Source organism: Streptomyces hyaluromycini, assembly GCF_002217755.1.
Classification (GTDB): domain Bacteria; phylum Actinomycetota; class Actinomycetes; order Streptomycetales; family Streptomycetaceae; genus Streptomyces; species Streptomyces hyaluromycini.
On record NZ_BCFL01000028.1, the window covers coordinates 260296 to 274117 of the forward strand.

A 13822-nucleotide genomic window follows, 5' to 3' on the forward strand; every position below is an offset into this window, starting at 1 on the left:
CCTCAGGACCGCCGGCGCGGTTGTTTGAGGCAGCCGAGCACCTCGTCCGTGGTCGCGACCGTGGCGACCAACGCGAGGGTGTTGCGGACCATCGCGGGGGTGTACTCGGAGGGCACTCCCGCGATGGCGTCGGCCGGGACGACGGCCGTGTAGCCCCGGTTGACCGCGTCGAACACCGTGTTCGGGATGGCCACGTTGGCCGAGACACCGGTGACGACCAGAGTGCGGCAGCCGAGGTTGCGCAGCAGAGCGTCGACGTCGGTGCCCTGGATCGGCGACAGGCCGTGCAGCCGTCGTACGACGAGATCCTCCTCCGAGACCTCGATGGGGGGCGCGACGCGGACCGCCGCCGTGCCGGACAGCTGCTGGACGGGCAGCCGTTCGGCGGCGCGGAACAGGCGGGCGTTGCGGTTCGCGCCCCGGCCGTCCGGGCGGCGTTCGGCGATCGCGTGGATCACCTGGACACCGGTGTCGTGGGCGGCGGCGACAAGGCGGGCGATGTTGTTGAGAGCCCCGGACGTCCGCGCCTCACGGGCGAGTTCGGGCAGCGCGCTCTCCGGGCCCACCACACCCTGCTGGCACTCGACGGTGAGCAGCACGGTGCTCACGGGATCGAGGAGTTCCGAGAGCCGTTCGTACGACGGCATGTGACGCCCCCTTCCGCCTTGGTGCGGGGCGGGCGAGACTAACCAGCATTGCGCGGGAACGGAAGAAGAGGGGGCCGCATGACCGTCACTCAGCGCCGGGGTCGGAAGATCATGATGACGCCCGGGGAGCTGGACGAGTTCCTCACCACACAACGCACCTGCCGGGTCGCGACCGTCTCGGCGTCCGGCGCCCCGCACGTCAGCGCCCTGTGGTTCGCCTGGGACGGCAAGTCCCTGTGGCTCTACTCGGTGGTGCGCAGCCAGCGCTGGAAGGACCTCAGCCGCGATCCGCGGGTGGCCGTCGTGGTCGACTCCGGCGAGGAGTACGACCAGTTGCGGGGCGTCGAGCTGAGGGGGACCGTCGAGTTCGTGGGCGAGGTCCCGCGCACCGGCGAACTGGTCGCCGAACTCGACTACATCGAGACGGTGTTCGCCCGTAAGAACTTCGGCCTGGACGAGATGCCGCACGACGGCCGGCATGCCTGGGCGCGGCTGACCCCGACGAAGATCGCCTCCTGGGACTTCCGCAAGCTGGGCTCGGCGTAAGGCGGTTCGGAAGAGCCGGTTCAGGCGATCGCCTCGGCCGCGCCGCGCAGAGCCTGCACCGCCGCCCGGATCGACGGGCGGCGGTCGGCGTCGGCCCGCCAGACGACGTACACATGGCGGCGCACCCGCTGCTTCAGGGGCACCATGAGAACGCCCTCCGGCACCGGGTGACGCCCCAGCAGCGGGGCGATGCAGACCCCCAGCCCGGCCGCCACCAGGTTGAGCTGTGTGTGCGTCTCGGCCGCGCGGTGCCCGACGATGGGCTCGATGCCGCGCGAGCGGAGCGTGAACATCAGCCATTCGTGGCAGAACTCGCCCTCGCCCCAGGTGATCCACTCGTCCTCGGCGAACTCCCCCAGGTCCACCTCCGCACGGCCGGCGAGCCGGTGCCCGGCCGGCAGCGCCACGTCGGCGGGGTCGTCCAGCAGGGGTGCCTTGACCAGCCCGTCGGGCAGCGGCATCGGCTTGTTGTACCAGTCCAGGACGACGGCGAGGTCGAGGTCGCCGCGGACCACCCCGGCGATGCCCTTCTCCGGCTCCAGTTCACTGGAGCGGACGCGCAGCGCCGGGTGCCGGGCGCGCAGGGCGGCCAGTGCGGTCGGGAACAGGCCGCGGGCGGCCGTCGGGAACGCGGAGAGCCGCAGCTCGCCGACGACCTGGCCCCGGTGCGCCTCCAGGTCGGACTGGGCCAGCTCGACCTGGGAGAGGATCCGGGCCGCGTGCTCGGCGAGCAGCCGCCCGGCGTCGGTGAGCCGGATGCCCCGGCCGTTCTTCGCGAGGAGCTGCTGGTCCACCTCGCGCTCCAGCTTGCCCATCTGCTGCGACACCGCCGACGTCGTGACGTGCAGGGCCTCGGCGGCCCCGCTGACCGAGCCGTGCCGGGCGAGGGCGTCCAGGGTGCGCAGGCGCTCCAGGTTCAACATGTAAGTGATTCTAAGAGGTACCGGGTGACAGATCTCGATTGTGCTACGAGATCGGCTCCCGCATGGTGGAGGCCATGAGCACCGTGACCACCGCCGCGACCAGCGAGCCGACACTGGCCGCCGGCCCCTCCCGCCCCCGCCTCGACTGGCGACTGCGCTTCGGCGCCCTGTCGCTGATCTGGGGTTTCAGCTTCCTCTTCATCAAGGTGGGGACGGAGGGCTACGCACCGTTCCAGGTCACCCTGGGCAGGCTGGCGTTCGGTACGGCGGTCCTTGCGGCGGCGATGGCCGTGAAGCGGCAGCGGCTGCCGCGCGGGGCCCGTACCTGGGGGCATCTGGCGGTCGCGGCGTTCCTGCTCAACGCGCTGCCGTTCTCCCTCTTCGCCTACTCGGAGCTGACGATCCCGTCCACGCTGGCCGGGATCTGCAACGCGACCTCGCCGCTGTGGGGGATGGCGCTGTCGCTGGTGGCCCTGTCGGAGGACCGGCCGACGAGGGTTCGGTTCGCCGGGCTCGGCCTGGGGTTCATCGGCGTGCTGACGGTGCTGGGTGCCTGGGAGGGGTTCCACGGCCTGGACGTCACGGGGACCGCGATGGCGCTGCTGGCCTCGCTGAGCTATCCGGTGGGGTGGATCTACGTCCGGCGGACGCTGGCCGGGACGGGTGACTCCCATCTGGCGACGACCGGGGCGCAGCTGTTGCTCGCGACGGTTCAACTGGCCGTGGTGACACCGCTGTTCACGTCCCTCCCGGCGCACTTCGCACTGGTCCCGCTGCTGGCGATCGCCGCGCTCGGCGCGCTGGGGACGGGGCTGGCGGTGCTCGTCCAGTACGGGCTGGTGGCGGAGGTCGGCCCGACCACCGCCCAGATGGTCACGTACTTCATCCCGGTCATCGCCGCCGCGGCGGGGGTCGCGGTGCTGGGCGAGTCGTTGCGCTGGAGCACGCCGGCGGGAGCGGTGATCGTACTCGCGGGCGCGGCCCTCACCCAGGTGAGGCCGCGCCTCCGGCAGCGCCCCGAAGGGGCGCGGGGCTGTATCCATATGCGGCTCCGCCGCGTGGGCGCGACCAGTCACGACGGCGCCGCAGACGGCAGACGGCAGATCGCGGCACTTCCAGCGGAGCGCTTGGCTAAGCCTGGACGCGTCCTTTCGCCGGCCTCACCGCCGTCGCCACCGCCTCCGCCAGCGGACCGGTCTCCTCGGGCGTCAGTGTCGAGACGGTGATGCGGATGCCCGGTGGGGTCGCCAGGCGGTAGCGCGCGCCCGGGGCCACCGCCCATCCCTCGTGCAGCAGCCGGGACACCGCGGCCGTCTCGTCCGGAACCGGGACCCAGACGTTCATGCCGCAGCGGCCGTGGGCCTGGACACCGTGGTCCGCCAGCGCGTCGATGAGGAGTTCACGGCGGGCCCGGTAGGCCGCCGCCACCTCCGGTCCGTTCACCGCGCCGTCGGCCCACATGCGGACCACCGTGCGCTGCAGCAGCCGGCTCACCCAGCCGGGGCCCAGGCGCTGGCGCCCCCGTACCCGGTCGACCGTGACCTCGTCGCCGGTCAGGGTGGCCAGGCGCAGGTCGGGGCCGTAGGCCTTGGCGACCGAGCGGACGAAGGCCCAGTGCCGGGTGACGCCCGCCAGGGGGTGCAGGGGGAGGTCGACGATGCCGTGGCCGTGGTCGTCCTCGATCAACAGCGTGTGGGGGTGTGCGCGCAGGACGGCCCGCAGGGCACGCGCGCGTGCCGCGCTCACCACGGCGCCGGTGGGGTTGTGTGCCCGGGCCGTGACGATCAGGGCGCGCGCCCCGGACTCCAGCGCCCGGCGCAGGGCGTCGGCCCGCGGCCCCTCGTCGTCGACCGCCACCGGGACGGTGCGCAGTCCCAGCGCGGGGATCAGGTCGAGGGTGCGGCCCCAGCCGGGATCCTCGACGGCGACCGGGTCGCCGGGCTTGAGGTGCGCCAGCAGGACGCGTTCGGCGGCGTCCAGGGAGCCCGAGGTGACGGTGAGCGGCCCGTCGGGCACACCGCCCGCGGCCAGTTCGGCGCGCGCCATCCGCTCCAGCTCCGGCTCGACGGGGTCCGCGCCGTAGAGGACCGGGTCACGGTCGCACTCGGCGGCCACCGCCGCCAGGGCCGGCGCGAGGGCGGGGAGCAGTGCGGGGTCGGGGTTGCCGGAGGACAGGTCACGCACCCCGGCCGGGACGTCGGGGAGCTGGTCCCGCCCGGTGGTGGCCGGCTTCGGCCGGACCCGGCTGCCCCGCCGGCCGGCGGTCTCGATGACCCCGCGCTCGCGCAGGGTGCGGTACGCGGCCGCGACCGTATTGGGATTCACCCCGAGCGCGCTCGCCAACTCCCGCATCGGGGGGAGCAGTTGCCCCGGCGCCAGCTCCCCGGAACCCACCGCGCGCTCGACGCTGGCCGCAATCTCCGCTGCGCCACGCCCTTCGATCCGATATTCTCCTAGCACAAACAACATTATGCACTAGTGCAATGGAGAAACGCAATGGAGACAGCCGTACAGGGAACCGTGCCGGCCCAGCCCGCCGCGTACGAAAAGACCGACCGCACCGTTCCCACCCGTTCCGCCGAGCGGGCGTCGTACGACAGGGAACTGGTGCACGCCATCCTCGACGAGGGCTACCTCTGCCACCTCGGCTTCGTGCGCGACGGCGCGCCCGTGGTGCTGCCGACGCTGTACGGCCGGGTCGGCGAGGTCCTCTACCTGCACGGCTCGACGGGCTCGCGGCCGCTGCGGATGACCGGCCAGGCCGACCCCGGACTCGCGGTGTGCGTGACGGTCACCCATGTCGACGGCCTCGTGCTGGCCCGCTCGGCCTTCCACCACTCGGTCAACTACCGCTCCGTGGTGGTGCACGGCATCGCCCACCAGGTCACCGACCCCGAGGAGAAGTGCTGCGCGCTGGACGCCCTGGTCGACCACGTGGTGCCGGGCCGGGCCGCCGACTCCCGCCCGGCCAACAAGAAGGAACTGGCCGCGACCGCGGTGATCCGCCTCGACCTCAACGAGGTCTCCGCCAAGACCCGCACAGGCGGCGCGAACGACGAGCCGGAGGACCTGGACCTCCCGCACTGGGCGGGCGTGCTGCCGCTGCGCAAGGGGTACGACACCCCGGTCGCGAACGAGGACCTGGCGGCGGACGTCGCGGTGCCGCAGTACTTGAAGACCCGCTGATATGCAGCGCCCCCTCGGGGGCGCGGCCGGCCACCACCGACCGGCGGCCGACAACGCTCAGACCGCCGGCTCCCGCACCACACCCTCACCACGCGCCAAGGGCTCGGCGGAGCCCTTGGCAGGCGCAGAGGACTGCGCGATGAACGCCCCGGCCAGTACGACAACCCCGCCCACCACCTGCGGCGCCCCCAGCCGCTCCCCCAGCAGCACCCACGCCAGCACGGTCGCCACCACCGCCTCCAGACAGGCCACCACCCCCGCCACCTGCGGAGACAACCGCCGTACCGACACCACACCCGTGACGTACGCGACGACCGTCGCGACCAGCACGATCCACCCCAGCAGGACCACCGCCGGCACGGCCGCCCCGTTCATCCGCGCGGAGCCGCCCAGCACCGACCAGTCCATCTCCCACGGCCGGGCCACCACGGTGAGCAGGCCCGCCCCGACCAGCAGCCCGTACGCGATCACCCCCAGCGGATCCGCCCCCTCGCCGCCGCCGTGGTCGGCGAGCACGAAGTACCCCACCTGGCAGCAGGCCGCCGACAGCGCCAGCACCAGCCCCAGCGCGTCGAACCGCAGCCCCGACCACACCTCCACCACACACGCGAGACCGCCCGCCGCGAGGACCACACCGAGCGCGGCGGCGCGGGTGACCGGCCGTCGCTGTACGAACCGGACCCAGCCGAGCACCAGCGCGGGAGCGAGGTACTCCACGAGCAGCGCCACGCCCACCGGTATCCGGGAGATGGCGGCGAAGTAGCAGGCCTGGACGCCGGCCACGGCCAGCAGGCCGAACCCGGCGAGCAGCGCCGGCCGGCGGCGCGGCAGGTCACGGTGGCGGACGGCGAGCGGCAGCATCACCAGGGCGGCGCCCGCCACGCGCAGCCACACCACGTCCAGCGGCGCGAGCCCGGCCTCGATCAGGGGCTTGGCCGCGACGCCGGAGCCGCCGAAGGCGAGCGCCGACCCGACGGCGAGGGAGAGCCCGAGGCCCTTTCCATGGCTGCTGTCAGTGGTGTGCACCGGGACATGATGCCAGCGGACGACATGAGCGTCACCTCTTATGGCACCTGTCTCAGCGGCCGGACGTGCGGCGCTCCGCCTCGGCGTCCACGACCGCGCCGACCGCCCCGTCCCCGTCTATCCGTACGGCCAGCTCACGAGCGGCCACCCCGGCCCGCTCCAGCACCTGCACGGCCCGGGACTCCGGGTCCAGGACGAGGCCCGCGAGCAGGTCGATGCCGCCGGCGTGGTTCTCGCCGCGGCGCCGGGCGCGGCTGCGGGCGTACTCCAGGGCGGCCGCGGCCACCGGCGACCAGGCACCGTCGCCCCGGCCCTCGGCTCTGCCGCCTGGCTGCGGAAGGGCCGGCAGCGCGCCGGAGTCCTCCACCCCGCTCTGCCAGCGCAGGCCGTAGCCGATGCTGCGCTGCACGAGGTAGCCGAGCAGGCGGGCGAGCTGCGGGGCGTCACCGATGGCGGCGCGCACCTCGGGGTCGTACTCGATCAGCGAGTGCAGCAGATGGGCGGTGTCGACCTGGCGGTCCCCGTCCCGTACGGCCCGGCGCCGGGCACCGGCGACCACCGCTGCCGGCTCGGCACCGAGCCCGGCATCGTCGTCCGCGTGGATACTGCCCTGGTCCTGGGCGGGCTGGCGGGGAATACGGGGTTGCACATCCCCTACCTCATCAATCCCAGGGCTCCGAGTCATCGGCGAGGGGAAGCATTTTCGCGTCCCACGCAGAGTGGACGCGGATGGCCGGAATCTCCTCCTTACGGATGAGATCAGACCGATTCCGGCCACAGCGGCGCGCGCCGTCTTGCCGCGCGCCCCACGCGCAACCGTCGCACACCCGTCGTACGTCTCTCACCGACATGGAGAGCGGGTGCTGTTGCTGGCTGGTCGCCCTGCCGGCGGTCGACGGCAGGCAGTACGTGTACCGGGTGTACGCCCCGCCGGACGCGCTGCTCGCGGACCTGTTCTGGGACGCCTGGCACTGCCATGACGAGAGCGCGTTCCCGCGCGCGTGGGACCTGTTCGACGCGGCGCTGATACGGCGGGTCGGCTGAGCGACCACGGCGGCCGCCGCGGCCCCGGATCCGCACATTTCCTGACGGTTCATCAGTATTGAATGTTCGAGGCCCTGCGGCTACGTTCCGCGACACCGTAGCCCGACACGAAGGGGTGGCCCGATGGCCGAAGTCAGCGCGGAGGCACGCATCCAGGCACCGGCCGAGAAGGTGTGGGCACAGCTCACCGACTGGTCGGCGTACGGCGAGTGGAACGCGACCCACACCAACTTTCCCAAGGGCGGCCCCGAGACCCTGGCGGTGGGCGGCACCTTCCAGGAGAACATGAAGCTGATGGGCTTCCCGGCGGAGGTCGAGTGGACCATCGAGGAACTGGAGCCGGCGCGGGTGCTGGCGATCCGCGGCAAGGGCCCGATGGCGGTGACCGTCGCCACCCGCTACACGCTGACCCCGGACGGGGACGCGACGGGGGTGCGGATCGACGGCGAGTTCACGGGCGCGGCCGTGTCGCTGATGGCGGGCAAGCTCAAGGACTCGGCGACGGCGGCCCTGAACGAGTCGCTGCGCAAGCTGGGCGGGCTGGTGGCCTGAGGCGCCCGGCTCGCCGGACACGCCGGGGCGCCCCGTGGATCACTCCACGGGGCGCCCGGTCTCACCTCGTGCCCGAGGGCCCCGAGGGCCCCGAGGATCAGTCCTCGTCGGCGAGGATGAGGTACAGCTTCTTGCGGGTCTCGTTGATGACGGCCAGCGCCTTCTCGCGCTGTTCCTTGCTGCCGGTCTTCCAGACCTGCCCGAAGGCCTCCATCAGACCGAAGCCGGCCTGGCGGATCTCGCTCAGGGCCTCGAAGTCGACCCCTCGGGAAGCCTCTTCCCAGGGGGCGTCCGGCCCCTCGTCGGCGGCGGTGCGGCCGCTGTCGGTGAGGGAGAACAGCTTCTTGCCGCCCTCGCTCTCGCTGGTGATCAGGCCCTCGTCCTCCAGCAGCTGGAGGGTGGGGTAGACCGAGCCGGGGCTGGGCTTCCACGCACCGCCGCTGCGCTCGGCGATCTCCTGGATCATCTCGTAACCGTGCATCGGGCGGTCCTTCAGCAGGGCCAGGATCGAGGCCCGTACGTCACCGCGCCGCGCCCTCCCCCTGGGACCACCGCGTCCTCGCGGCCCCCAGTGCCCCGGTCCGAAACCGGGCCCGCCGGGACCGAAGCCGGGGCCACCCGGACCGAAGGGCCCGAACGCCGCACGCCGGCCGTCACGTCCACCGAAGCCGCCCCGCCCGTGCGGGTGAGAGCCGCCCTGACCATGTCCACGCTCGAATCCGTGGGAACGCATGGCAATCACTCCATTCATCGTTGATCTGTCGCGTACCGTTCGCGATGCCTCAACGATATATCGGAAGCGTTCGGATGGCAAGCCCCTGCTTCACCTGCAGGACCGTGTGACGGGCCTGGCTTCATCCACCCGAATGCGGTCCGTGTCGTCCACAGGGTCCGCGGTCAGGGCGTGCAGATTCTGAGCTGCACCCCGCTGGACGCTCGGACCGTCATGGCCGAGCCGTCCCGCCCCTTTCCGCTCCGGTGCCGTCCCGGCCGGAGCCTCGGCCATGCCCTGGAGCACCCATGCCACGCATGCCCGGCGCCGTCTGGCGGCCCGTCGTCAACGCCCACAAGAACGGCGTCCTTGAACACCGAGGCCTGGTCCTGCACGTCCAGGACGGCAACCACAGCCCCTACGGCTACTTCAACAATCCCGCCAAGCAGGTCAGCTCCGACTTCTGGGTCAGCACGACGGGCCGGATCGAGCAGTACGTCGAGACCGGCGTCGACTACGCCTTCGCGCAGCATCTGGGCAACCCGTACTACGCCAGCGTGGAGACCGAAGGCCACCCGGACATCGCGCTCACCGCCACCCAGGTGGAGGGGGTGGCGCACATCTACGCCTGGGGGAACTCCACCTTCGGCTGGCCGCTGCACGTCGTGGACAGCACGACCCAGCCCGGCCTGACCTGGCACGGCGTGGGCGGCGACGCCTGGGGCGGGCACCCGCACTGCCCCGGTGACAAGCGCAAAGCACAGCGCGGCCAGATCATCGCCCGCGCGACAGAGATCCTGGCGCTCGAAACAGACGGCGAGCCCTGCATCGACCTCGACCGCCTTATCACCCTGACCCGCTCGAACCCGGGCACCACGCAAGGCCACCCGGCCTACCCCGACGGCGCCCGCCTCGTCGAGGGGGCGCTGCACGCCGAAGGCCTGCTCGACAACATCAGTACCGACGGCGACTTCGAGTGCCTCACCATCACGGCGTATGCGGCGTGGCAGCGGCGCCTCGGCTACGAAGGCGCCGCCGCGGACGGTGTTCCCGATCATCTGTCCCTGGCCAAGCTCGGCCGGCGGCACGGCTTCACGGTCACCGCCTGACCGAGCAGGTCGACTTCAGCAGGCTTGCCGACACGCCACGAGGATGAAGGCCAGACCAGCGATCTCTGTCACGGCCTGCGATCGGGGCGCCGTCACTCCATCGACTCCAGGATGCGGTCGAGTGTCCGGCGCCCCATCCTGCTCATCGTCGGATTGCTCTCGACGTAGTACCAGACAACACCCATCGCCTGTTCGAACGCCCATGCCTTGCCGCGCTCCCACTCCAGATCGGCACAGCCCAGTGTCCGCCGAAGCACTTCCCGCGGACCTGGCTGCAACAGGTGCCAGGCACTGACCAGATCGAGCGCGGGGTCGGCCGGGCCGAAGCCGCCGGTGTCGAGTACGCCACCGAGCCGGTCTCCCGCGACCAGTACATTGCCGGGAATCAAGTCACCATGGCTCATCACGTCGGCACCCGTGCGTGGCAACTCCCGGAGGTGGCTCCACACCTGGCGCAGCCGGGGCACGTCGAGCAGCCCCTCACTCTCCTCGAAGCACTTCGCCATCCAATCGTCGTGGTGAGCGAGAACGCCGCCACGATTTTCGCCGTTGAAAAGCCGCCCCCGCGTCTCGGCGTCCCGGAGGGCTGCGATGAAGGCCGCAAGGTCCTCGGCAAAAGCGTCCGACCCACTCGGGTCGGCATCAAGGGCGACCGTTCCCGGCAGCCATGTCTGGACCGACCACGGCATGGGGTAACCCGCGCCAGGCTCTCCCAAGGCGACGGGTTCCGGGACGGGGAACCGAGACACCTGTGCCAGCTCCGCGCTCGCCCGGGCCTCCCGTTCCAGAACCGCCAGCGCCTCGGCAGCATCGGCCAGGCGCAGCGGGAAACGCGCAGAGAGGTCGTTCCCGATGCGGAAGATGGCGTGGACCGTCCCGGTCGACGACTGGAGTCGGACCGCCTTGCCGCTCCACTGAGGGAACTGTTCTTGGATCAAGGTCGCAACGATTTCGATGGTCACGTCCACTTGGTCGTCGTGCATGGTCATCTCTCGCAGTCCCTTCCACTGGTCCCATTCGAAACGCCGGAAGCAGACCAGATCAACCGAGATTTTCGGCCACTCAGGTGTCTCAACCGTTCTCCACCGTGTTTCGGCGTCGGCGGAGAAATGCTGCTCGACGAGCCAGGTGACGTGGCCGGTGGCGACTCGAATGAGTGAGAAGGGACAGCCGATCCGGGGGGAAACCCCCTTCCCCATCCGGGGGTGCCTCGGATCGCGACCCGGCGAGGGCGAAAATTAGCGTTCGGCCATGACGTCGACACTTCGGAAGCACCTCGCCATGGCGCTCGCGGTCACCACGCTGCTCGCCGCCGAGGCGGCCGGCGCCGTCGCCCAGTCCGCCGGTCCCTCCACCGTGGAGCGGCTGCGCCGGGACACCGCGGCGATCCAGGCCCTCGGGGTCAGCGGTGTGCAGGCTCGCGTGATCGGGCCCGACGGCCGGCAGTCGGTCGCCACCAGCGGCACCGCCGACCTGGCCACCGGCCGCCCGGTCTCCTCCGACGGCTACTTCCGCATGGCCAGCACGTCCAAGACGCTGGTCGCCACCGTGGTCCTCCAGCTGGAGGCCGAGGGCCGGCTGTCCCTGGACGACACGGTCGACCACTGGCTGCCCGGAGTGGTGCGGGGCAACGGCAACGACGGCGGCCGGATCACCCTCCGCCAACTCCTCCAGCACACCAGCGGCATCCACGACGACCTGCCCGGATACACCACGCCGGAGGAGTACTACCAGCAGCGCCACGACGTCTACGGTCCCGAGCAGCTGGTCGCCCGGGCCATGGCGCACGCGCCGGACTTCCCGCCCGGCGAGGGCTGGGAGTACTCCAACACCGGCTACGTCCTGCTCGGCATGATCATCCAGAAGGTCACCGGCCAACCCGCCCACCGGGCGATCGAAGACCGCGTCCTGCGCCCGCTCGGCCTCGACCGGACCCGGTGGGCCGGCACCTCGCCCACCCTGCCCCGCCCGCATGCCGAGGCCTACCAGCTCTTCGGCCCCGGTTCCGTGGTGGACGTCACCGACCAGATACCGGTCGACCACGAGAACCTCTCGTGGGTCACGACCACACGGGACGAGAACGGCCTCCTCCGCGCCCTGCTCGCCGGCCGCCTGCTACCGGCGCGGCAGCTGGCCGAGATGAAGCGGACCGTCCCCGTGAGCGCGGAGGTCCAGCAGCTGTGGCCCGGCGGCCGGTACGGGCTCGGCCTGTCCGAACGCCCGCTGAGCTGCGGCGGAACCTACTGGAGCCACGAGGGCGGGGACGGCGGCTACATCACGCTCAACGGCGTCACCGACGACGGCCGGCGAAGCGCCGTGGTCTCCATGTCCGAGGCACGCGGCGACACCCTGGAGCACATCCTGGGCCAGGAGAACGCGGCGAGCGCCCTGATCGACCACGCTCTGTGCGCCTCCCCGTGACCGGAGGCCTCGTCGCGGCGGCCGGATCGGGGCGCCCTCAACAGGGGCGTTGCATGACCATGCGTTCTCATGCATAATCTTCCTATGTCCAAGGTCCTCACCTCCCTTCCCGCCGGCGAGCGCGTCGGCATCGCCTTCTCCGGCGGGCTCGACACCTCGGTGGCGGTCGCGTGGATGCGCGACAAGGGCGCCGTCCCGTGCACCTACACCGCCGACATCGGCCAGTACGACGAGCCCGACATCGCCTCGGTGCCCGGCCGTGCGCACACCTACGGTGCCGAGATCGCGCGCCTGGTCGACTGCCGCGCCGCGCTGGTCGAGGAGGGCCTGGCCGCGCTCACCTGCGGTGCGTTCCACATCCGCTCGGGCGGACGGTCGTACTTCAACACCACGCCGCTCGGCCGTGCCGTCACCGGCACGCTGCTGGTGCGGGCCATGCTGGAGGACGACGTCCAGATCTGGGGCGACGGGTCGACCTTCAAGGGCAACGACATCGAGCGGTTCTACCGGTACGGGCTGCTCGCCAACCCGCACCTGCGGATCTACAAGCCGTGGCTGGACGCGGACTTCGTGACCGAGCTCGGCGGCCGCAAGGAGATGTCCGAGTGGCTGGTGGCCCACGGGCTGCCGTACCGGGACAGCACGGAGAAGGCGTACTCCACCGACGCCAACATCTGGGGTGCCACGCACGAGGCGAAGACCCTGGAGCACCTGGACAACGGCATCGAGACCGTCGAGCCGATCATGGGTGTGCGGTTCTGGGACCCCGAGGTCGAGATCCTCCCCGAGGACGTCACCATCGGCTTCGACCAGGGCCGCCCTGTCACCGTCAACGGCAAGGAGTTCGAGACCGCCGTCGAGCTGGTCATGGAGGCCAACGCGATCGGCGGCCGGCACGGGCTCGGCATGTCCGACCAGATCGAGAACCGGATCATCGAGGCCAAGAGCCGGGGCATCTACGAGGCGCCGGGCATGGCGCTGCTGCACGCGGCGTACGAGCGCCTCGTCAACGCGATCCACAACGAGGACACGGTCGCGCAGTACCACAACGAGGGTCGGCGGCTCGGCCGGCTGATGTACGAGGGCCGGTGGCTGGACCCGCAGGCGCTGATGATCCGCGAGTCGCTGCAGCGGTGGGTCGGCGCGGCCGTCACCGGTGAGGTGACGCTGCGGCTGCGGCGTGGCGAGGACTACTCGATCCTCGACACGACGGGGCCGGCGTTCAGTTACCACCCGGACAAGCTGTCGATGGAGCGCACCGAGGACGCCGCGTTCGGTCCGGTGGACCGGATCGGGCAGCTCACGATGCGCAACCTCGACATCGCCGACTCCCGCGCGAAGCTGGAGCAGTACGCGGGGCTGGGTCTGATCGGTTCCGCCAACCCGGCGATCGGTGCGGCGCAGGCTGCGGCGACCGGGCTGATCGGCACCATGCCGGAGGGGGGCGCCGAGGCGATCGCGTCCCGCGGGGAGGCTGCGCCGGACGCCGACGAGCTGCTGGACCGGGCGGCGATGGAACTGGGCACGGACTGAGCGTTCCGCTCAGGGGGGCCGACCTGGTGACGGGTCGGCCCTTCTCGTCTTGGCGGGGTGCGCTTGGGCGTCCGCGCCGTGGTTACGGCCGGTTGAGCGGCCAGTGCGACGCCGTCGTGCGTT

Annotated in this window: 14 protein-coding genes and 1 pseudogene; 8 read left to right on the plus strand and 7 right to left on the minus strand. The window is 71.6% G+C overall.

Features of this window, described 5'->3' with window-relative positions:
- Nucleotides 1–2 precede the first annotated feature (2 nt).
- Nucleotides 3–647: a cysteine hydrolase family protein gene (locus SSP29_RS38690; protein ID WP_089105592.1), complete on the minus strand. Its 645-nt coding sequence runs from the start codon at nucleotides 645–647 to the stop codon at nucleotides 3–5.
- A 78-nt stretch (nucleotides 648–725) separates the two neighbouring features.
- On the opposite strand from SSP29_RS38690, the gene SSP29_RS38695 reads away from it, so the two are divergent.
- On the plus strand, nucleotides 726–1193 hold the full coding sequence (locus tag SSP29_RS38695) for a pyridoxamine 5'-phosphate oxidase family protein (protein WP_089105593.1): 468 nt from the start codon (nucleotides 726–728) through the stop codon (nucleotides 1191–1193).
- Between the two features lie 20 nt (nucleotides 1194–1213).
- Here the strand turns inward: SSP29_RS38695 and SSP29_RS38700 are convergent, their stop codons facing one another.
- Nucleotides 1214–2116, minus strand: a complete 903-nt coding sequence (locus SSP29_RS38700) for a LysR family transcriptional regulator (RefSeq protein ID WP_089105594.1) — start codon at nucleotides 2114–2116, stop codon at nucleotides 1214–1216.
- 74 nt (nucleotides 2117–2190) lie between these two features.
- Here SSP29_RS38700 and SSP29_RS38705 point away from each other — a divergent pair.
- Nucleotides 2191–3114, plus strand: a pseudogene (locus tag SSP29_RS38705) (DMT family transporter); the annotation flags it as partial.
- Between the two features lie 133 nt (nucleotides 3115–3247).
- On the opposite strand, the gene SSP29_RS38710 reads toward SSP29_RS38705, so the two are convergent.
- Nucleotides 3248–4576: an aminotransferase class I/II-fold pyridoxal phosphate-dependent enzyme gene (locus tag SSP29_RS38710; RefSeq protein WP_089105595.1), complete on the minus strand. Its 1329-nt coding sequence runs from the start codon at nucleotides 4574–4576 to the stop codon at nucleotides 3248–3250.
- A 36-nt stretch (nucleotides 4577–4612) separates the two neighbouring features.
- Here SSP29_RS38710 and SSP29_RS38715 point away from each other — a divergent pair, with 36 nt between their 5' ends.
- Nucleotides 4613–5302: a pyridoxamine 5'-phosphate oxidase family protein gene (locus SSP29_RS38715; RefSeq protein WP_089105596.1), complete on the plus strand. Its 690-nt coding sequence runs from the start codon at nucleotides 4613–4615 to the stop codon at nucleotides 5300–5302.
- A gap of 57 nt (nucleotides 5303–5359) precedes the next feature.
- Here SSP29_RS38715 and SSP29_RS38720 read toward each other — a convergent pair whose 3' ends face one another.
- Both SSP29_RS38720 and SSP29_RS38725 read right to left on the minus strand, forming a co-directional pair.
- On the minus strand, nucleotides 5360–6328 hold the full coding sequence (locus SSP29_RS38720; protein WP_150135729.1) for an EamA family transporter: 969 nt from the start codon (nucleotides 6326–6328) through the stop codon (nucleotides 5360–5362).
- Between the two features lie 52 nt (nucleotides 6329–6380).
- Complete coding sequence (locus tag SSP29_RS38725) at nucleotides 6381–6977, minus strand: Clp protease N-terminal domain-containing protein (RefSeq protein WP_107436325.1); 597 nt, start codon at nucleotides 6975–6977, stop codon at nucleotides 6381–6383.
- Between the two features lie 200 nt (nucleotides 6978–7177).
- Here SSP29_RS38725 and SSP29_RS38730 point away from each other — a divergent pair, with 200 nt between their 5' ends.
- Nucleotides 7178–7372 (plus strand): hypothetical protein, encoded by a 195-nt coding sequence (locus tag SSP29_RS38730; RefSeq protein WP_089105599.1) that lies wholly within the window; start codon nucleotides 7178–7180, stop codon nucleotides 7370–7372.
- Nucleotides 7373–7495: 123 nt separating this feature from the next.
- Entirely contained in the window at nucleotides 7496–7924 is a 429-nt protein-coding gene (locus SSP29_RS38735) for a type II toxin-antitoxin system Rv0910 family toxin (RefSeq protein ID WP_089105600.1), read from the plus strand.
- Between the two features lie 97 nt (nucleotides 7925–8021).
- On the opposite strand, the gene SSP29_RS38740 is transcribed toward SSP29_RS38735, so the two are convergent.
- On the minus strand, nucleotides 8022–8657 hold the full coding sequence (locus SSP29_RS38740) for a PadR family transcriptional regulator (RefSeq protein WP_089105601.1): 636 nt from the start codon (nucleotides 8655–8657) through the stop codon (nucleotides 8022–8024).
- A 287-nt stretch (nucleotides 8658–8944) separates the two neighbouring features.
- Between SSP29_RS38740 and SSP29_RS38745 the strand changes: the two genes are divergently transcribed.
- Nucleotides 8945–9745 carry a hypothetical protein gene (locus SSP29_RS38745; RefSeq protein ID WP_145969004.1) on the plus strand — a complete coding sequence of 267 codons (801 nt, stop codon included), beginning with the start codon at nucleotides 8945–8947 and terminating at the stop codon, nucleotides 9743–9745.
- A gap of 92 nt (nucleotides 9746–9837) precedes the next feature.
- On the opposite strand, the gene SSP29_RS38750 is transcribed toward SSP29_RS38745, so the two are convergent.
- Nucleotides 9838–10734 (minus strand): aminoglycoside phosphotransferase family protein, encoded by an 897-nt coding sequence (locus SSP29_RS38750; RefSeq protein WP_089105603.1) that lies wholly within the window; start codon nucleotides 10732–10734, stop codon nucleotides 9838–9840.
- Between the two features lie 262 nt (nucleotides 10735–10996).
- On the opposite strand from SSP29_RS38750, the gene SSP29_RS38755 reads away from it, so the two are divergent.
- Together SSP29_RS38755 and argG are read left to right on the plus strand one after the other, a co-directional pair.
- On the plus strand, nucleotides 10997–12166 hold the full coding sequence (locus tag SSP29_RS38755; protein ID WP_089105604.1) for a serine hydrolase domain-containing protein: 1170 nt from the start codon (nucleotides 10997–10999) through the stop codon (nucleotides 12164–12166).
- Nucleotides 12167–12250: 84 nt separating this feature from the next.
- A complete protein-coding gene (gene argG / locus SSP29_RS38760) occupies nucleotides 12251–13699 on the plus strand; it encodes an argininosuccinate synthase (protein ID WP_089105605.1) in 1449 nt (482 codons plus the stop codon).
- Nucleotides 13700–13822 lie beyond the last annotated feature (123 nt).

Bases quoted from the DNA above. Each gene is read 5' to 3' on its own strand.
- SSP29_RS38690 (WP_089105592.1), bottom strand. From the start codon at position 647: ATGCCGTCGTACGAACGGCTCTCGGAACTCCTCGATCCCGTGAGCACC.
- SSP29_RS38695 (WP_089105593.1), top strand. From the start codon at position 726: ATGACCGTCACTCAGCGCCGGGGTCGGAAGATCATGATGACGCCCGGG.
- SSP29_RS38700 (WP_089105594.1), bottom strand. From the start codon at position 2,116: ATGTTGAACCTGGAGCGCCTGCGCACCCTGGACGCCCTCGCCCGGCAC.
- SSP29_RS38715 (WP_089105596.1), top strand. From the start codon at position 4,613: ATGGAGACAGCCGTACAGGGAACCGTGCCGGCCCAGCCCGCCGCGTAC.
- SSP29_RS38730 (WP_089105599.1), top strand. From the start codon at position 7,178: ATGGAGAGCGGGTGCTGTTGCTGGCTGGTCGCCCTGCCGGCGGTCGAC.
- SSP29_RS38735 (WP_089105600.1), top strand. From the start codon at position 7,496: ATGGCCGAAGTCAGCGCGGAGGCACGCATCCAGGCACCGGCCGAGAAG.
- SSP29_RS38740 (WP_089105601.1), bottom strand. From the start codon at position 8,657: ATGCGTTCCCACGGATTCGAGCGTGGACATGGTCAGGGCGGCTCTCAC.
- SSP29_RS38745 (WP_145969004.1), top strand. From the start codon at position 8,945: ATGCCACGCATGCCCGGCGCCGTCTGGCGGCCCGTCGTCAACGCCCAC.
- SSP29_RS38750 (WP_089105603.1), bottom strand. From the start codon at position 10,734: ATGACCATGCACGACGACCAAGTGGACGTGACCATCGAAATCGTTGCG.
- SSP29_RS38755 (WP_089105604.1), top strand. From the start codon at position 10,997: ATGACGTCGACACTTCGGAAGCACCTCGCCATGGCGCTCGCGGTCACC.
- argG (WP_089105605.1), top strand. From the start codon at position 12,251: ATGTCCAAGGTCCTCACCTCCCTTCCCGCCGGCGAGCGCGTCGGCATC.